The 17,191-nt window shown below is 69.2% G+C and carries 16 protein-coding genes; 10 read left to right on the top strand and 6 right to left on the bottom strand.

All coding sequences use genetic code 11. From position 1 onward, the window contains the following. Window positions 1-81: 81 nt before the first annotated feature. Together dnaE and cysK are read left to right on the top strand one after the other, a co-directional pair. Entirely contained in the window at window positions 82-3,651 is a 3,570-nt protein-coding gene (gene dnaE / locus KUV67_12470) for a DNA polymerase III subunit alpha (GenBank protein MBY6205700.1), read from the top strand. A 215-nt stretch (window positions 3,652-3,866) separates the two neighbouring features. Next, on the top strand, window positions 3,867-4,853 hold the full coding sequence (cysK, locus tag KUV67_12465; protein MBY6205699.1) for a cysteine synthase A: 987 nt from the start codon (window positions 3,867-3,869) through the stop codon (window positions 4,851-4,853). Here cysK and KUV67_12460 read toward each other — a convergent pair. Beyond that, window positions 4,832-5,272: a hypothetical protein gene (locus tag KUV67_12460; protein MBY6205698.1), complete on the bottom strand. Its 441-nt coding sequence runs from the start codon at window positions 5,270-5,272 to the stop codon at window positions 4,832-4,834. The two genes, cysK and KUV67_12460, sit on opposite strands and share 22 nt — an antisense overlap. Window positions 5,273-5,356: 84 nt before the next feature. Here KUV67_12460 and KUV67_12455 point away from each other — a divergent pair, with 84 nt between their 5' ends. Then, window positions 5,357-6,454, top strand: a complete 1,098-nt coding sequence (locus tag KUV67_12455) for a PQQ-dependent sugar dehydrogenase (protein MBY6205697.1) — start codon at window positions 5,357-5,359, stop codon at window positions 6,452-6,454. Here KUV67_12455 and KUV67_12450 read toward each other — a convergent pair whose 3' ends face one another. Then, window positions 6,455-6,907, bottom strand: a complete 453-nt coding sequence (locus KUV67_12450) for an SUF system NifU family Fe-S cluster assembly protein (protein ID MBY6205696.1) — start codon at window positions 6,905-6,907, stop codon at window positions 6,455-6,457. A 121-nt stretch (window positions 6,908-7,028) separates the two neighbouring features. On the opposite strand from KUV67_12450, the gene KUV67_12445 reads away from it, so the two are divergent. The 6 genes from KUV67_12445 (at window position 7,029) to KUV67_12420 (ending at window position 12,203) form a co-directional block, all read left to right on the top strand. Then, a complete protein-coding gene (locus tag KUV67_12445; GenBank protein ID MBY6205695.1) occupies window positions 7,029-7,766 on the top strand; it encodes a hypothetical protein in 738 nt (245 codons plus the stop codon). After that, window positions 7,763-8,332, top strand: a complete 570-nt coding sequence (locus KUV67_12440) for a PadR family transcriptional regulator (GenBank protein MBY6205694.1) — start codon at window positions 7,763-7,765, stop codon at window positions 8,330-8,332. Before KUV67_12445 ends, KUV67_12440 begins: the two co-directional genes overlap by 4 nt. A 144-nt stretch (window positions 8,333-8,476) precedes the next feature. Further along, entirely contained in the window at window positions 8,477-9,829 is a 1,353-nt protein-coding gene (locus KUV67_12435) for a DEAD/DEAH box helicase (protein ID MBY6205693.1), read from the top strand. A gap of 104 nt (window positions 9,830-9,933) precedes the next feature. After that, entirely contained in the window at window positions 9,934-11,046 is a 1,113-nt protein-coding gene (locus KUV67_12430; protein ID MBY6205692.1) for an S-(hydroxymethyl)glutathione dehydrogenase/class III alcohol dehydrogenase, read from the top strand. Window positions 11,047-11,072: 26 nt separating this feature from the next. After that, a complete protein-coding gene (gene fghA, locus KUV67_12425; protein ID MBY6205691.1) occupies window positions 11,073-11,909 on the top strand; it encodes an S-formylglutathione hydrolase in 837 nt (278 codons plus the stop codon). A gap of 105 nt (window positions 11,910-12,014) precedes the next feature. Next, entirely contained in the window at window positions 12,015-12,203 is a 189-nt protein-coding gene (locus KUV67_12420; protein MBY6205690.1) for a hypothetical protein, read from the top strand. A 51-nt stretch (window positions 12,204-12,254) separates the two neighbouring features. On the opposite strand, the gene KUV67_12415 is transcribed toward KUV67_12420, so the two are convergent. Further along, window positions 12,255-13,316, bottom strand: a complete 1,062-nt coding sequence (locus tag KUV67_12415; protein MBY6205689.1) for a hypothetical protein — start codon at window positions 13,314-13,316, stop codon at window positions 12,255-12,257. Window positions 13,317-13,499: 183 nt separating this feature from the next. On the opposite strand from KUV67_12415, the gene KUV67_12410 reads away from it, so the two are divergent. Next, on the top strand, window positions 13,500-14,201 hold the full coding sequence (locus KUV67_12410) for an alpha/beta fold hydrolase (GenBank protein MBY6205688.1): 702 nt from the start codon (window positions 13,500-13,502) through the stop codon (window positions 14,199-14,201). 41 nt (window positions 14,202-14,242) lie between these two features. Here the strand turns inward: KUV67_12410 and KUV67_12405 are convergent, their stop codons facing one another. The 3 genes from KUV67_12405 to KUV67_12395 form a co-directional block, all read right to left on the bottom strand. After that, window positions 14,243-14,869: a uracil-DNA glycosylase family protein gene (locus KUV67_12405; GenBank protein MBY6205687.1), complete on the bottom strand. Its 627-nt coding sequence runs from the start codon at window positions 14,867-14,869 to the stop codon at window positions 14,243-14,245. 28 nt (window positions 14,870-14,897) lie between these two features. After that, the gene (locus KUV67_12400) at window positions 14,898-16,520 is read right to left on the bottom strand and encodes a serine hydrolase (protein MBY6205686.1); all 1,623 of its coding nucleotides are present in this window, start codon (window positions 16,518-16,520) and stop codon (window positions 14,898-14,900) included. 241 nt (window positions 16,521-16,761) lie between these two features. Next, complete coding sequence (locus KUV67_12395; GenBank protein MBY6205685.1) at window positions 16,762-17,187, bottom strand: MAPEG family protein; 426 nt, start codon at window positions 17,185-17,187, stop codon at window positions 16,762-16,764. Between the last annotated feature and the right edge of the window lie 4 nt (window positions 17,188-17,191).

Here is a 17,191-nt window from a genome sequence, read left to right as displayed (position 1 = left end):
TTGGCAATACCGCGAACGAAATTTCTGCTCGACCCGTCCACCGCCCCGCCCCTCGCTCCACCCTTCCCTATAATCGAATCCATGTCCGCCGACCCCGCATCGATCCCTGCGCCCTCCGCCGCCGACGATGCGCGGGTCGAGCCGGCCCCGGCGACCTTCGTCCACCTCCGCGTCCACTCCCAGTACAGCCTCGAGGACGGCCTGTCGAAGCCGGCCGAGCTGGTCCGGCGCGCCCGCGAGCTGGGGATGCCGGCGATCGCGATCACGGACTGGCACAACCTGTTCGGCCTGGTCAAGTTCTACCGCGAGGCGCACAAGGCCGGGATCAAGCCGCTGGTCGGCGCCGACGTGCGGATCGCCTCGTCGAGCCGGCCCGAGCCCCACGTGGCGACGCTGCTGGTCGCCGACCGGACCGGCTACCTGAACCTGTGCCGGCTGATCTCGAAGAGCTTCGTCGAGGGCCGCCACGAGGGCCAGCCGCGGGTCCACGAGGACTGGCTCACGCCCGAGGCCTGCGAGGGCCTGATCGCCCTGACCGGCTGGGCCGGCGACGTCGGCCAGGCGCTCTCTGCGGGCCACCCCAACGAGGCGCACCGGCGCCTGGACGCCTGGACCCGGCGCTTCCCGGACCGGGTCTACATCGAACTGACCCGGACCGGGCGCGCCGGCGAGCGCGAGGTCGAGGGCGGGCTGCTGGCCGCGGCGATCGAGGCCGACGTGCCCGTGGTCGCGACGAACGACGTCCGCTTCGCCCAGCCCGACGAGTACCTGGCCCACGAGGCCCGGGTGTGCATCCATCAGAGCCGGCTGCTCGACGACAAGCACCGGCCGCGCGACTACGTCGAGGCGCAGTGCCTCAAGTCGCCGGAGGCAATGGCCGAGGTCTTCGCCGACCTGCCGGTGGCGCTGGAGAACTCCGTCGAGCTGGCCAGGCGCCTGAACCTCGAGCTGACCCTGGGCGAGTACGCCCTGCCCGCCTTCCCGCTGCCGGACGGCGACACGGCCGACGACTACCTGCGCCGCAAGAGTTTCGAGGGCCTGGAGCGCCGCCTTGCGACCCACGGCATCGCGCCGGGCTACGAGGAGCAGGACTACCGGGACCGGGTGGAGCGGGAGCTGGCGGTCATCATCAAGATGGGGTTTTCCGGCTACTTCCTGATCGTTGCCGACTTCATCGCCTGGGCACGCAACAACGACGTGCCGGTCGGGCCCGGTCGCGGTTCCGGCGCCGGCTCGCTGGTCGCCTGGTGCATCGGCATCACGGACCCGGACCCGCTGCGCTACGACCTGCTGTTCGAGCGCTTCCTGAACCCCGAGCGCGTGTCGATGCCCGACTTCGACATCGACTTCTGCGTGGCCGGCCGCGACCGGGTCATCGACTACGTGGCCGATCATTACGGCCGCGACCGGGTCAGCCAGATCATCACCTACGGCACGCTGGCCGCCAAGGCGGCGGTGCGCGACTGCGGCCGGGTGCTCGGCTACAACTACGGCTTCGTCGACTCGATCGCCAAGCTCATTCCGCCGGACCTGAACATGACGCTGGCCAAGGCACTGGAGCAGGAGCCGGAGCTGAAGCAGCGCTTCGAGCGCGAAGACGACACGCGCAGCATCCTGGACCTGGCCATGCAGCTCGAAGGAGTGGCCCGCAACGCCGGCAAGCACGCCGGGGGCGTGGTCATCGCGCCCGGTCCGCTGACCGACTTCACCCCGCTCTACACCGACCCGCGCTCGGGCTCGGTGGTGACCCAGTTCGACAAGAACGACGTCGAGGCCGTCGGCCTGGTGAAGTTCGACTTCCTCGGCCTGAGGAACCTGACGATCATCGACTGGGCGATGAAGTCCGTGAACCGCGCGCGGCGCCAGGCCGGCGAAGACCCGATCGACCTCGAAGCGCTGCCGCTGGAAGACGACGAGACCTTCCGCCTGCTGCAGAAGGCGCACACCACGGCGGTGTTCCAGCTCGAGTCGCGCGGCATGAAGGACCTGCTCCGCAAGCTGGTCCCCGACAGCTTCGACGACATCGTCGCCGCCGTCGCCCTGTTCCGCCCCGGCCCGCTGGACGCCGGAATGGTCGACGACTACGTCGAGCGCAAGCACGGCCGGGCCACGGTCAAGTACCCGCACCCGATGACCGAGCCGATCCTCGCGCCGACCTACGGCGTGATCCTGTACCAGGAGCAGGTCATGCAGATCGCCCAGGTCGTGGCCGGCTACACGCTCGGCGGCGCCGACCTGCTGCGCCGCGCGATGGGCAAGAAGGACCGCGACCTGATGGCCAAGCAGCGCGAGATCTTCTGCGCGGGGGCGGCCGAGAACGGGGTCGACGCCAACGATGCGGGCCACCTCTTCGACCTGATCGAGACCTTCGCCGGCTACGGCTTCAACAAGTCCCACTCGGTCGCCTACGCGCTGGTCGCGTACCACACGGCCTGGCTGAAGGCCCACTACCCGGCCGAGTTCATGGCCGCGGTGCTGTCGGCCGACATGGACAAGACCGACAAGGTGGCCAACCTGATCGAGGACTGCCGGGCGATGGGCCTCGAGATCCTGCCGCCGGACATCAATGCCTCGGTCTACCGCTTCGAGGTCGAGGACGGCCGGATCCGCTACGGCCTAGGCGCGGTCAAGGGCGTCGGCGAGGGCGCGATCGAGAACATCGTCGCGGTGCGCGAGCGCACGGGCCCGTTCGAGTCGCTCGGCGGGCTCCTGCGCGAGCTCGACCTCGGCAAGCTCAACAAGCGCACGATGGAGACGCTGATCCGCGCCGGCGTGCTGGAGAGCATCAGCGACAATCGCGCGGCGCTGATGCAGGCGCTGCCCGATGCCTGGGCCGCCGCCGAGCGGCACCAGGCCGATTCGGCCGCCGGCCAGGCCAGCCTGTTCGGTGGAGGGGCCGGCGGCGGCGATGCGCCCGGTCCCGACGACGAGCCGCCGCTGCCCGACGTGCGGCCCTGGAACGCCCGCCAGCGCCTGCGCGCCGAGCGCGAGACCCTGGGGCTCTACCTGACGGGCCACCCGATGGACGACCTGGCCGACGAGATCGGCGGCTTCGTCAGCTGCCGGCTCGGCGACGTGGCGGACAAGCTGGGCGGGCAGCAGCCACCGCCGGGCAGCAACGGCGACGGCCGCCGGCGCGGCCGCAACCAGGGCACGCCGATGACCCTGGCGGGCCTGGTCGTGGCGCTGCGTCGACGGCCCGGCAAGGGCGTGTTCGCGGCGATCGACGACGGCAGCGCACGGATGGAAGTGGCGGTCTTCGATCGGGTGATGTCCGAGAGCGGCGATGTGCTGGTCGCCGACGAGGTGGTGGTGGTCAGCGGCAAGGTCGATATCGACGACTTCAACGGCGGCTACCGGATGATCGCCGAGCAGGTCTTCACCCTCGACCAGGCGCGCGAGCGCTTCGCGCGCCACGTCCAGCTCCGCCTGCGCCCGGACGCCCCGCCGGACAGCGTCCACCACGACCTCGCCGCCGCACTCCGGCCATATCGTCCGGGCGACATTCCGGTCATCGTGCAGTTCGGCAACGGGCGCGCCGAGGCGACCCTGAAGCTCGGCGCCGCGTGGCGGGTCCGGCCCTGCACCGAGCTGCTTGCGGCGATCGCGGGGCTGGAGGCGGTGGAAGCGGTGGAGTTGGTATACCGGTGATATCGGTGAACGGGGCGAGGAACGCGACAGGCCCCTGACGATTCGCTCGCAAGCTCACTCCTACAGACGGGGCTTCGTTTCATCCGGCGACCTCAGTCGCTGCACGATTCGACCGCTCCTGCCGGTCCCCTCCATGGCATCCCGACGTCACGCCGCTCGGAAATCCACGGCGCTAGACTCGGAGATCCGTCGAGTCCACCTTGCGAGGAACCACCGTGATCCACGACAACATCCTGACCACGATCGGTCATACCCCGATCGTCCGGCTCAACCGCATCGGTCCGAAGAATTCGAACAAGAAGGTGGACCTGTTCGCGAAGCTGGAGTTCTTCAATCCCATGTCGTCGGTCAAGGACCGGCTGGCGATCGGCATCATCGAGGACGCCGAGCGGCGCGGTACGCTGAAGCCCGGCCAGACCGTGATCGAAGCGACGTCGGGCAATACCGGCATCGCCCTGGCCATGGTCTGTGCGGCGAAGGGGTATCCGTTCGTGGCGCTGATGGTCGAGACCTTCTCCATCGAGCGCCGCAAGCTGATGCGCGCGCTCGGCGCCAGGGTGATCCTGACCCCGAAGGAGGAAAAGGGCTCGGGCATGGTCCGCCGGGCCGCCGAACTGGCCGAGCGCAACGGCTGGTTCCTCGCCCGCCAGTTCGAGAACGAGGCCAACCCCGCCTACCACGCCAGCACGACGGGGCCGGAAATCCTCCGCGACTTCGCCAGCCGTCGCCTCGATTACGTGGTCACCGCCTGGGGCACCGGCGGCACGATGACCGGCGCCGGCAAGGTCCTGAAGCAGGCTCGTCCGGAGCTGCAGATCGTCGCCACCGAGCCCGCCGGCGCGGCACTGCTCTCGGGCAAGGAATGGACACCGCACAAGATCCAGGGCTGGACGCCGGACTTCATCCCCGAAATCCTCGATCGAACGATCGCCGACCGCATCGAGCCGGTCACCGACGAGGAAGCGATCGAAATGGCCCAGCGCATGGCGCGCGAGGAAGGCATCTTCACCGGCATTTCCGGCGGCGGCGCGGTGGCCGCCATGGTCAAGGTGGCGGAAACGGCGCCGGAAGGCTCGACGCTGGTCGCGGTGGTCGCGGATACGGGCGAGCGCTACCTGTCGACGCCGCTGTTCGAGAACGTCAACGAGGGCACGGACCGGGACTGGCTGATCGAGCGGGGTTACGCCGACGAGGACTTCTGAGCAGAGGTCCAGCCGACGTAGACGAGGCCGCCCAGCGCACCGGCCAGGCACAGCGCAAGCGCGCCCGGCATGGTGCGCGCGGCAGCGATCGCGGTGACCGGCAAGGCCAGCTCCATCATCCAGAGCATCGTGGCCAGCGCCGCGAAGCCGGCGACGGGAAAGAGCAGGCGGCGCCACCGCGGACGCCAGCGCGCCAGTGCCCCGGTCACCGGCCAGGCCACCAGGAAGGCCGCCGCGACCAGGGCGCTGTAGGTCGGTGCGAAGTGCAGCAGGTCGTGGCCGAGCATCGAACCACGCTCGCCGACCGGCACGGAGACGCCGAGCGCGGCGATGGCCGACGCATTGAGGTGGACCTGGACCGCCGTGCCCCCGATCGCGGCGGTCACAACGGCCAGCGCCCAGGCCAGCACGCGCTTCATGCCGCCGCTCCGCTGCTATGCTCGACGCGCCACCGCGAACCGGAGCCGGAACCCATGACCACGTTGCGACGACTGCTCATCCTGATGCTCCTTGCCGGGCTGGCGACGGCCATGATGACGGCCGGGCCGAGCGTGGCCATGGCGCGAGACTACCAGATCGAAACCGTGGTCGACGGACTGGACTGGCCGTGGGCGCTGGCGATCCTGCCGGACGGTCGGATGCTGGTGACCGAGCGCACCGGCGCGCTACGCATGATCGACAACGGCGTCCTCGTCGACGAACCCGTCGCGGGCGTTCCGCCGGTCTACGCCAATAGCCAGGGCGGCCTGTTCGAGGCGCTGCCCCACCCCGACTTCGAGCGCAACGGGCTGGTCTACCTGTCCTACGCGCACGGCACCTCGGACGCCAACGCGACCCGCGTCGCGCGCGCCCGCCTCTTCGATCGGGAACTGGTCGATTTCGAAGTCCTGTTCACCGCGGCCCCCGAAAAGGATACGCCGGTGCACTACGGCGGCCGGATGGCATGGTTGCCGGACGGCAGCCTGGTCATCGGCCTCGGCGACGGCTTCGATTACCGCGAGGAAGGCCAACGTCTGGACAGCCATCTCGGCACCCTCGTGCGACTCCGACCCGACGGCTCGATTCCGACCGACAACCCGTTCGTCGGGCGGGACGACGCGCGCCCGGAGATCTGGAGCTACGGTCATCGCAACGTCCAGGGCCTGGCCTGGGATGCCGAGCGCGGCGTGCTGTGGCAGCACGAGCACGGGCCGCGCGGCGGCGACGAGGTCAACATCATCGAGGCGGGCGCCAACTACGGCTGGCCGGTCGCCACGCGCGGCGTGGATTATTCCGGCGCAGCCATCTCGCCGTACTCCTCGCGCCCCGGACTCGTCGATCCGGTCCTGGTCTGGACGCCGTCGATCGCGCCGGCGGGGTTGGCCGTATATCGCGGCGACGCGTTTCCGGCATGGGACGGCGACCTGCTCATCGTCGCGCTGGCCAGCCGGGAACTGCGGCGGGTCGAGCTGGACGGGCAACGCGTGGTCGATCAGCACCGGATGCTCGGCGAACTCGACGAGCGCCTCCGCGACGTCCGGGTCGGGACGGACGGATCGATCTACGTGCTGACCGACTCGGACACCGGACGCCTGCTTCGCCTGCGGCCAATCGACGGCTAGTCAGCGCGGACCGGCGTCCCTGCCGCTCGCGTCGCTGCCCAGCGCATCCAGGGCGGTCTGCCACGGGAGCCAGGCGTTCCTCTTTCTCGAAGGAAACTTAGACACTGATCGCAGATAGTTGATTTCATTCAACTCTTCAGCATCGGCCTCCGCCGGATCGTCGAGCAAACCGGCGAAGCGCTCGGCCGCACTACGAACTTCTTCGACGGTCCGCCCGGGCAGCCACTCGGTCAGCATCGATGCCGATGCGGTGGTGACCGCGCAGGCCTCGCCGCTCCACCCCGCCGCACGGATCCGACCGTCCTCGCCTACCGCCAGTTCGATCACCAGGTCGTCGCCGCACAGCGCATCGAGGCCGCGGGCACGGTGGCTCGCGTCCGGCAGGGGACGTCGGTTCTTCGGCGCCCGGTTGTGGTCCAGGATCGCCTGCTGGTAGAGCTCGTTCAGCGCCATGGGCTGCATTCTAGTCGGACGGCGATCGAACGCCGGGCTTGACGGACGGGCCACGGAGGTATATAACGCTTACTATAGTTAATGTTATATACCTCCGCGTACCACTCGAAGGGAGCCGACCATGGAAAGCACACTCGATCTCAACCGCCTGATTCACATGACGTTCGGATTCATCGGCCTGGCCGCGTTCTGGGTCCCGGTCTTCGTGCGCAAGGGCGGCCCGCTGCATCGCTCCGCCGGCAAGATCTTTTGCTGGTGCGCCATCGTCGTGCTGACCGGGGCAGGCATCGCGGTGGTCGGGAACTTCCTCGACGCCATGGCGCGCGGCGTACCGTTCTCCGAAAGCCGCGAGGGCTGGGCCTTCCTGATCTTCCTCGGTTACCTCGCGCTGGTCACCGGCGTGAGCCTCAGCCACGGCATCGCCGTGCTGAAGCACAAGCGCGACGCCACGGGCATGGATTCCCCCTATCGCCGGTTCATCGGCTGGGCTGCAATCCTCTCCTCGGTCGTGGTCATCGGCTGGGCGCTGTACTGGCGACCCGCGAACATGATCGTGCTGCTGGCGCTCTCGCCGATCGGCTTCGCCACCGGAATGCAGGTGCTGCAGGTCATTTCCGGCAAGCGCAACGAGCCGGGCCTGTGGAAGCTGGAACACCTCAACGCCATGCTCGGCTGCGGCATCGCGTTCCACACCGCCTTCGCCGTGTTCGGCATCAATCGCGTCACCGACTACAGCCTGCCCGGCCTCTGGCAGGTGGTTCCGTGGGTCCTGCCGGCGGCGATCGGTATTCCGGCCACCAGCATCTGGATGCGCCGCGAGCGCGCCAAGTTCGCGCGATCGAATCCGCATCCGGCATGAGCCTGCCGAACATCCTCCTCGGTCTGCTGGCCACCCCGGCCAGCGGCTACGACCTGAAGCGGCGCTTCGAAGAACGCGAGCGGCACTACTGGTCGGCGAACCTGGCCCAGATCTATCCGACGCTGAAACGGATGGAGGCCGACGGCCTGCTCGAGAGCCGGGAAGAACCCTCCGACAAGGGGCCGCCGCGCAAGGTCTACCGGCGCACCCCCGCCGGCACCGATGCACTCACCGCGTGGCTGGCCGAGGGTCCGGAGGTCCACTCGGACCGGCTCAGCTGGCTGGCCCAGGTCGGCTACCTGGCGCATCTTCCGACCGAGCAGCAGCGCGACTTCATGCAGCGGCTCCGCGAGGCCTTCGTCCGGCATCGCGAGGAACTGGTGCAGATCGAGTGCGGTTGGTCGTCGAGCGATCCGCGCTTCCCCGATGCCCTGCCCGACGACGAACTGTTCGGCCACTTCACGCTGCGGCTCGGCCTGAGCAAGTACCAGGCGATCGTCGACTGGTGCGACGAGTGCCTCGAGCGGCTGGACCGCCGCGACGCGAAAATCGCCGCCGGCGGCTGAAACGTGGTAGTGTGCGCACCGCGCTGTTCGATCCGAGCGGCGCGCGCTTCGCGGATGTGATTTCCTACCAAGGCCCCTCCCCGATTTGCCCCTTGCCGCCGACACCGGCGGCCGCTCGCCTTGGTACACAAGGAACACGATTCCATGAACTTCGATTCCCTCGGCCTTCGAGCCGAACTCCTGCGTGCCGTCCAGGCCCAGGGCTACGAAACTGCCACGCCGATCCAGGCCAAGTCCATTCCCGTGGTCCTGGAAGGCCGCGACGTGATGGCCAGCGCCCAGACCGGCACCGGCAAGACCGCCGCGTTCGCGCTGCCCACGCTGCACCGTCTCGCCGAGTCCACGCGCCCCCGCGGGCCGGTGCGCGCGCTGGTCCTGACGCCGACCCGTGAACTCGCCGCACAGGTCCACGACAACGTCCGGGACTACGGTCGCGACCTGAAGCTGAGTTCCGCCGTCGTGTTCGGCGGGGTCAACATCAACCCGCAGATCGACAAGCTCAAGCGAGGCGTCGACGTGCTCATCGCCACCCCGGGCCGCCTGATCGACCTGATGCAGCGCCGCTCGATCGACCTGGGCCGGCTCGAGGTCCTGATCCTCGACGAGGCCGACCGGATGCTCGACATGGGCTTCCTCCCGGCCATCCAGCGCATTCTCAAGGCCCTGCCGAAGCAGCGCCAGACCCTGCTGTTCTCGGCCACCTTCTCGCGCGAGATCACCCAGCTGGCCCAGCAGTTCCTGCAGGACCCGGTGCGGATCGAGACCGCTCCACCGAACAGCACCGTCGAGGCGATCGCGCAGAAGGCCATCCCGGTCGACCAGGCGAAGAAGCGCGAACTCCTGTCGTGGATGATCGGCAGCAACGACTGGCGCCAGGTGCTGGTGTTCACCCGCACCAAGCACGGCGCCAACCGCCTGGCCAAGCAGCTCGAATCCGACGGCGTCAGCGCCGCGGCGATCCACGGCAACAAGAGCCAGGGCGCGCGCACCCGTGCGCTCGGCGAGTTCAAGTCCGGCCGGATCCGTGCCCTGGTCGCCACCGACATCGCCGCGCGCGGCCTGGATATCGAACAGCTGCCGCACGTGGTCAACTACGACATCCCCGAAGTGCCGGAAGACTACGTGCACCGCATCGGCCGCACGGGCCGGGCCGGCCGCGACGGGCTGGCTGTCTCGCTGGTCTGCGGGGCCGAGCACGGCAAGTTCGAAGCCGTGCGCAAGCTGGTCAAGGTCGAGATCCCGACCGAGACGATCGAGGGCTACACGCCGACGGAACCGCTGAACCATTCGACCAAGTCGCCTCGTGGCGGCGGTGGCGGTGGCGGCCGCGGCCGCGGTCGCGGCCAGGGCGGACCGTCCGGCAATCGCAACGCCCGGGGCCGCGGTGCGCCGCGATCGGCCAACGGCGGCGGACGGGCGAACTCGTCGCGCAGGAACGACGGCAAGCGAAGCGGCGGTCGCAACGGAAACCGGAACGGCAACCGCAACGCCGCCTGATCCGGTCTGCGCACTCGACCCTCCCGCCCCGGGAGGGTTCGCCGGCTTCGACCTGCCCGAACCGCCCCGGTATCATCGGGGTCCGTTCACGCTGGAGCCCGCCGATGCAGACCCGCGCCGCCGTCGCCTTCGAGGCCGGCAAACCGCTCTCCGTGGAGACCGTCGACCTGGCCGGCCCCCGCGCCGGTGAAGTCCTGGTCGAAATCAAGGCCACCGGGATTTGCCATACGGATGCCTTCACGCTCTCCGGCAAGGACCCGGAAGGCCTGTTCCCGAGCATTCTCGGCCACGAGGGGGCCGGCGTCGTGCTCGAGGTCGGCGAAGGCGTCCGCTCGGTCGCACCGGGCGATCACGTCATTCCGCTCTACACGCCGGAATGCCGCGAGTGCGACTACTGCCTCAACCCCAGGACCAACCTCTGCCAGGCCATTCGCGAGACCCAGGGCAAGGGCGTGATGCCCGACGGCAGCAGCCGCTTCAGCCTGAACGGCGAGCCGCTGCACCACTACATGGGCACCTCGACCTTCGCCAACCACACGGTGCTGCCGGAGATCGCGCTGGCGAAAATCCATCCGGACGCGCCCTTCGACAAGGTCTGCTACATCGGCTGCGGCGTCACCACAGGAATCGGCGCGGTGATCTGGACCGCCAAGGTCGAACCGGGCGCCAGGGTCGTGGTGTTCGGCCTCGGCGGCATCGGCCTGAACGTCATCCAGGGCGCGCGCCTTGCCGGCGCGGCGCAGATCGTCGGCGTCGACATCAATCCGGCCCGGCGTGAGCTGGCCGAAGCGTTCGGCATGACCGACTTCGTCGACCCCGGCGACGTCGAAGGCGACCTGGTGCCCTACCTCGTCCACCTCACCGGCGGCGGCGCGGACTACAGCTTCGAGTGCATCGGCAACGTGCAGGTCATGCGCCAGGCGCTGGAGTGCTGCCACAAGGGCTGGGGCACGTCGGTGATCATCGGCGTGGCCGGGGCCGGCGAAGAGATCGCGACCCGCCCGTTCCAGCTGGTCACGGGGCGCAACTGGCGCGGCAGCGCCTTCGGCGGCGCCCGCGGCCGCACCGATGTACCGCGGATCGTCGACTGGTACATGGACGGCCGGATCAACATCGACGACCTGATCACCCATACGCTTCCGCTGGAGAAGATCAACGACGGCTTCGACCTGATGCACGCCGGCGAATCGATCCGCTCCGTGGTTGTCTACGACTGACCGCGCGGAGGCCGCCGACGATGCCGATCGAACTCGAACAACTCCATCACTGCCACGGCGGACGCCAGGGCGTCTACCGTCACCGGTCCGGCGAATGCGGCGGCGAGATGCAGTTCTCCGTGTACGTACCGCCCCACGAAGTCGGTGATCGCCTGCCGGTGCTCTATTACCTATCCGGATTGACCTGCGGGCCGGACGTGTTCCCGATCAAGGCCGGGGCGCAGCGCCTGGCCTCCGAGCTCGGACTGGTCCTGGTGGCACCCGACACGTCGCCGCGAAACACCGGCTACGAGGGCGCGACCGACGATTGGGACTTCGGCGAGGGCGCGGGCTTCTATCTCGACGCCACCGAGGCGCCGTGGTCGGAACGGTTCCGCATGTACAGCTACGTCACCCGGGAGCTGCCGGCGCTGATCGAAGAGGAATTCCCGGTCGATCCCGGACGCTGCGGCATCTTCGGCCATTCGATGGGTGGCCACGGTGCCCTGGTCATCGGTCTGCGCAATCGCGACCGCTATCGCTCGATCTCCGCGTTCGCGCCGATCGTCGCCCCGACGCAGGTGCCGTGGGGCCACAAGGCGCTGCCCCGCTACCTCGGGGACGACCCGGACGCCTGGCCGCGCTACGACGCCTGCAACCTGGTCCGGCAGCACCCGTTCGACGGTACGCTGCTGATCGACCAGGGCCTCGAGGACCCCTTCCTGGCCGAACAGCTGAAACCCGAGCTCTTCGAGGCGGCATGCGCCGAGGCGAACCAGGCGCTACAGCTGCGCCGGCACGCCGGCTACGACCACGGCTACTTCTTCATCCAGACCTTCATCGACGACCACCTGCGTCACCATGCCGCCGCGCTCGGCGCCTGACGCCACTGGACGAAGTGCCGGATCGGGGGTACCGTGGAGGTCGAGAGGTCGCCCGCAGCCACGGCGGCACCGGAATGGGAGTCCCGGTACCGAGACATGGAATTCATGCGCAAGCACCATATGCTGGGTGCACTCGTGCTGCTGTCCGCCGCCGTGGTGGTCTATTTCTTCGGCTTCTCGCAGGGAGCCATCGCGCTGATCGCGGCCGCGGTCACGCTGGAACTGGCCGGCTGGTACCTGGTGTTCGCCGAGTTCATGAACCGCCGCGACGCCCGCCGCGACGACCCTCGCTGAGCCGGCGGTCCACTCGACGAACAGATTGCCGGTCCGGACCGGCCGCCGCGTTCAAGCGGGTGGCGGCGTGGCGCGGACGATGCCGGCCTGCAGCTCCGGCCGCGCGCCGAGCCGGTAGCGGAACCGCAGCCCCTCCCCCGCCACCGGCCATCGGTCCAGCGCCAGGGGCCGCGGCGAGGTGAGTCCGGAATCGTAGGCCTCGAGCCGGTGGTCGCCGAACGCCCGGATCCGCGTGAACAGCATCGCATCGTAGCGCCCCCCGGGCCAGGCCGGAACCTCCAGCACCGGGCCTTCCAGAACCGGCCCCTTCTCCCCGGCCCAGGCCAACGCCCGATCCCGGTCCAGCCGGAACGCGGTGCCGAGTTCGATCCGGTCCCGTTCCGGCCCGCTGCCGTCGCCGCTCAGGTCGAACTCCTTCGACAGGTCGACCAGCACGACATCGATGCGGACCTGTTCGGGAACGAGCAACGCATCCGGCGCCTGCTGCACTAGATTCCTGGTCACCGCCACCTGCGGCTCCTTGCCCAGTGCCGCCTGCATCACTTCGGCCACGATCAGGTCCGGCCTTCGGTCCGCGGCAATCCGGTAGTCGGCCGCGTCGGCAACCTCGAGCCGGACGGCCGCATTTTCGAGATCGAGCATGCGCAGCAGGTGGCGAACACGTTCGATGCTCTCGGAGTGGATGTCGATCAGGGTCGCCCGCACCGCGACGTCGCTTCGAGCGGCCAGCAGCGGCACGAGCAGCAGCGCGTAGGGTCCGCAGCCGGCGTACAACACCTCGACGGCTCCCGGCTTCGCCCGAGTGGCGGCGTCGAGGGCCGCGGACACACCGCGCAGGAACACGACGGTCCGTGCGACGTCCTCGCCGCAGATCACCGCGTGGCCGGGCGAGATCGCCAGGCCCTGGGTCGTGGCCGTCTCGCCGACGTCGAGCGGCTCGTCGGCCGGGCGGACGTAGCCCGTCAGTCGGCCCAGGTGTTGAAGCAGCTCCAGCACCTCGGGGCGCAGGCTGAAGGTCGGATTGCGCTCGTCGAGCAGAGACCGGACCAGCGACTCGATGCGAACGGTCGCGTCGGTGGAGCGACGGGAGTCGGCGTCCGGGGACGAGTCCATGCGCACGCGATCCAGGGGAGCGTCGCAGGACTATAGCATCGGCACCCGCGCGCAGACTCGAGTCCACGATCCATCGGCGCGGCCCCGCTGCACGGCGGAATCGATCGGCCTTCCCTTTGGTCCACTACCCCCGGTCCGCGTCCCGATGCACCGTGGCTGGAGGCAATCGAGGGAGCGACCACCATGACACGCACTGCATTCCGGTTCACCGTTCTCGGACTCCTGACAGTCTTCGCGCTCGGCGCCGGCCCGGCTTTGGCCTGCCGCGACGCCGTCGTCCTGGTCCACGGCAATACGGGCAGCCCATCGGACTGGGACGGCACCGTCGACCGGCTCCTCCAACGAGGCTGGAGCGCCTCGGAGATCTTTCGCCCAGCCTGGGGGTCATCCTGCGCGGCCTGCAACAATCACTCGGGCAGCGAGGAGACTCCGGTCCGCCTGGCCCTTGCCGACGCGTTGGATGCCTCCTGCACCGGGCGGATCGACGTGCTCGGCCACTCGATGGGCGCGACACTCGCCGCCGGGCAGATCGCCGAAATCGGCCTCGACGGATCGGTCGATGCGTTCGTCGGCATCGCCGGGGCGTTTCGCGGCCTGTGGTCCTGCGGCCGCTACCCGTGGAACGTCTGGACCTCGACCTGCGGCTACTGGGGACTCTCGGTCGGCAGTCCGTTCCTGAACTGGCTCGATGGCAAGCCGCTCGGCGCGCGGGTCTTCTCGATCAAGTCCTGGTCCGACCAGGTCGTCTGCGCCACGGGCGTCTGCACCGTCGGCGGCCTCCACAGTTCCCGCATCGCCGGGGAAGACGCGACCTACAGCTTCGGCTACGGTCACTTCGGCCTGCAGTCCTCGACCTCGTCGTTCCAGGTCGACCTGATCGACTGAGGCGGCTCGGCGCGTCGCCACGCCCGGCCGCGGGCGCTCGCTCAGGCGTCGCCCGCCAGCGCCTCGCGCACCCGCGCCTGCAACCGGGGAACGAAGACTTCTTCGAACCACGGATTACGGACCAGCCAGGGATTGTTGCGCGGGCTCGGGTGCGGCATCGGAACGATGTCCGGCACCTCGGCGGCTGGAGCGTCCAGCCATGCGCGCGCCAGGTCGACGATCGGGCTCGCGGCCCGCGGCCCGAGATGCCAGCGCTGGGCGTGGCGACCGATCACCAGCACGAGCCGTAGACCGGTCAAGCGTTCGAGGATCCGCTGCCGCCACAGCGGCGCACATTCCGGCCGCGGCGGCGCATCGCCGCCGGCCCGCCCCGGCGCCTTGCCGGGATAGCAGAACCCCATCGGCACGATCGCGACGTTGCGGGGATCGTAGAACGCCGTGTCGTCCAGTCCCATCCACTCGCGAAGCCGCCTGCCGCTCGGGTCCCGGAACGGCACGCCGGACCCGTGGGCGATCCGGCCGGGAGCCTGGCTGGCGATCAGGATCCGCGACGCCGGGTCGGCCTGGACGATCGGCCGCGGACCGGCCGGGAGGTGCTCCGCGCAGTGCGTGCACGCACGGGCCTGGTCGAGCACTGTGGCCAGGCGCTCGCTCACGGCGGCCACCATCGACCGGGACGCGCGGCGCCAACCACGCTCACTCTCCGGACTCGATTCGCTCGGCCCGCTGGACGATGCCGCCCTGATGCAGCACCACCGAATTCACCTCGCCGTTCTTGCCGCGCTCGAAATGCAGTTCGGCATCGACCACCTTGTAGAAGAACACGTCGTTCCCCCGGGCGAAGACGGGGAAGAACGGCTGCCCGGTCAGCCGGACCTCGAGTCCGCTCTCGCCGCCCCGGCGGACCGTGAAGCGGGCCTGGGGGGTCAACGCGTACTCGCCGACGAAGGCATCGAGCTGCGCGTCGTCGATCTCGATCGCCGCGGCGGCCCGATCCAGTGCGGCGGCGCGATCCGCGACCCGCTCCGCGCGCTGCGCATGGCCGTTCTGGACCAGCTCGACGGCGACGACCTCGCCTGCCTCGCGCAGGAAATGCAACGAGGCATCGACGACCGTCAGGCGATACCAGTCGCCACCGATCGCCTCGATCGGAAGCGCGGTCTGGCCGCTGAGCTGGGCGCGCAGTCCACCGTTCTCGACGAACACGCCGATCCCGACGTCGTCGCTCAACGCGTATTGACCGAGCACGGACTCGTCGATCTCCTTCGCCGCAGCCTCGCGCGCCTCGAAGCCGAACCAGCCGAGCCCCAGGGCGGTCGGGTCCGCATTGCCGGAAACCAGCACCACCAGGGCCTGGTCCGTCGACGGCCGCACGCCGAAGAAGGACCGGTGCCCGGCGGTGCCGCCGTTATGCCAGTAGACCGGCCCCCGTGCCGTCTCCGCAATGTGCCAGACCCGGCTGACGGCGAAGGAACCGGCATCGGCCACGGGCTCGAACTGGAGGGCGGGATCATGCGCCAGCGGGTTGCCACGGTGTCCGAGCAGGACCTTCGCAAGCCCCATCAGATCGTCGGTCGTGCTCCACAGCGCGCCGGCCCCGGCGAGCGAATCGAAGGTCCAGGCCGGGACGACCTCGCCCCCTGCGAAGGCGGCCGCGGCACGGTCGCCGGGTACGAAGGCCGTGTCGCTCATGCGCAGTGGATCGAGAACGACATCTTCGAGCGTCGACCTGTAGCCCCCACCGTGTTCCCGCCCCAGCAGCCAGCCGAGCAGGCCGGCGCCGAAATTGGAATACGCATAGTCCTTGCCCAGCGGTTGCCCTGCGCGGGCCGCAGCGATCCCGGCCGTCAGCGCCTGTCCGTCGTAGGCGGCATAGGGATCCTGGGGCATGGCGCCGGCGTTCAGGTTGGCGGGCAGGCGCGGCAGACCGCTGGTGTGGGTGGCCAGGGCCTCGAGCGTGATCGCGGCCACCTCTTCGTTCTCGAACGCCGCTTCATCGGCAAGCAGCTGGCCGATCGTGGTGTCGTAGGCCACCGCACCGGCCGCGACGCGCTCGGCCAGCAGCAGGTGGGTGAAGGCCTTGGTGATCGAACCGACCTGGTACCGGGTCGCTCCGTCCGGTGCGCGGCGGTCGTCGTCGGACAGGGCGCCGACGAAGTGTCGACGCTGGACGCCCTGGTCCCAGGACGACACCGCGGCCGACAGGACCTCGCCCTCGGCAACCGCGGCATCGAGCGCCGTGCCGATCTCGTCGATGGCCGGTGCGGCGCGGCTTCCCGCCAGGAACAGGAGGATTATCATCCATTTGAAATCAGTCATTTGCATCACTCCTTTCATGTTGATTCCGATCATCCTGATTCCGGAACTCGTCGATCTGTTGTTCGATCATCCTGATCGCCGGCCGAAGCCTACGGCGAACCGACGGGTCGCGGTGCGCCTCGCTGACCAGGTCGATTCGAGGGGTACATCGGCTCCCGGCGTGTTCGTTACAGGGTTGCATGCGCCGACCGCGCCATTCTTACGGGCGGCTCGGTCGACGATCGACGCACACGGGATCGGGTCAGCGCGCGAGATAGGTCAGGACGAAGCCGATCCACATCAGGAACAGCAGCAGGAAGCCGACGATGAAGACGGCGAAACGGTGCATGACCTTGTTGTAGGTGCACTGGATAACGCTGTGGACGATGCGAGAGGCCGCGAAGGCCCATGCGCCGAGGGCGAGCCAGGACGGCACGTGTCCGGTCGCCAGCGCGACCGCTGCCAGCGCATAGAACAGGACCGGCAGTTCGAACAGGTGGTTGTAGTTGTCGGCCGCGCGCGTGTCCTTCAGGCGCGCCGCACGCTCGGCCGACAGCGCAACCGACTGAGGATGGATGCGGTGAGCCTTCATTTCCCGGACGCGGAGCAGGTACATCCGGACGCCGACCACGAAGGTCAGCAGGGCCACGACCGATACGGCCATCACGAGCGAAGAGAACGGGTTCATCGAG

It is taken from the genome of Halomonas denitrificans (genome assembly GCA_019800895.1).
Classification (GTDB): Bacteria; Pseudomonadota; Gammaproteobacteria; order Xanthomonadales; family Wenzhouxiangellaceae.
Note: the sequence above shows the minus strand (reverse complement) of the source record. Positions and strands in the feature narration are given on the sequence as shown.

Bases quoted from the DNA above. Each gene is read 5' to 3' on its own strand.
- dnaE (MBY6205700.1), top strand. From the start codon at position 82: ATGTCCGCCGACCCCGCATCGATCCCTGCGCCCTCCGCCGCCGACGAT.
- KUV67_12460 (MBY6205698.1), bottom strand. From the start codon at position 5,272: ATGAAGCGCGTGCTGGCCTGGGCGCTGGCCGTTGTGACCGCCGCGATC.
- KUV67_12455 (MBY6205697.1), top strand. From the start codon at position 5,357: ATGCTCCTTGCCGGGCTGGCGACGGCCATGATGACGGCCGGGCCGAGC.
- KUV67_12450 (MBY6205696.1), bottom strand. From the start codon at position 6,907: ATGGCGCTGAACGAGCTCTACCAGCAGGCGATCCTGGACCACAACCGG.
- KUV67_12445 (MBY6205695.1), top strand. From the start codon at position 7,029: ATGGAAAGCACACTCGATCTCAACCGCCTGATTCACATGACGTTCGGA.
- KUV67_12440 (MBY6205694.1), top strand. From the start codon at position 7,763: ATGAGCCTGCCGAACATCCTCCTCGGTCTGCTGGCCACCCCGGCCAGC.
- KUV67_12435 (MBY6205693.1), top strand. From the start codon at position 8,477: ATGAACTTCGATTCCCTCGGCCTTCGAGCCGAACTCCTGCGTGCCGTC.
- KUV67_12430 (MBY6205692.1), top strand. From the start codon at position 9,934: ATGCAGACCCGCGCCGCCGTCGCCTTCGAGGCCGGCAAACCGCTCTCC.
- KUV67_12420 (MBY6205690.1), top strand. From the start codon at position 12,015: ATGCGCAAGCACCATATGCTGGGTGCACTCGTGCTGCTGTCCGCCGCC.
- KUV67_12415 (MBY6205689.1), bottom strand. From the start codon at position 13,316: ATGGACTCGTCCCCGGACGCCGACTCCCGTCGCTCCACCGACGCGACC.
- KUV67_12410 (MBY6205688.1), top strand. From the start codon at position 13,500: ATGACACGCACTGCATTCCGGTTCACCGTTCTCGGACTCCTGACAGTC.
- KUV67_12405 (MBY6205687.1), bottom strand. From the start codon at position 14,869: ATGGTGGCCGCCGTGAGCGAGCGCCTGGCCACAGTGCTCGACCAGGCC.
- KUV67_12400 (MBY6205686.1), bottom strand. From the start codon at position 16,520: ATGACTGATTTCAAATGGATGATAATCCTCCTGTTCCTGGCGGGAAGC.
- KUV67_12395 (MBY6205685.1), bottom strand. From the start codon at position 17,187: ATGAACCCGTTCTCTTCGCTCGTGATGGCCGTATCGGTCGTGGCCCTG.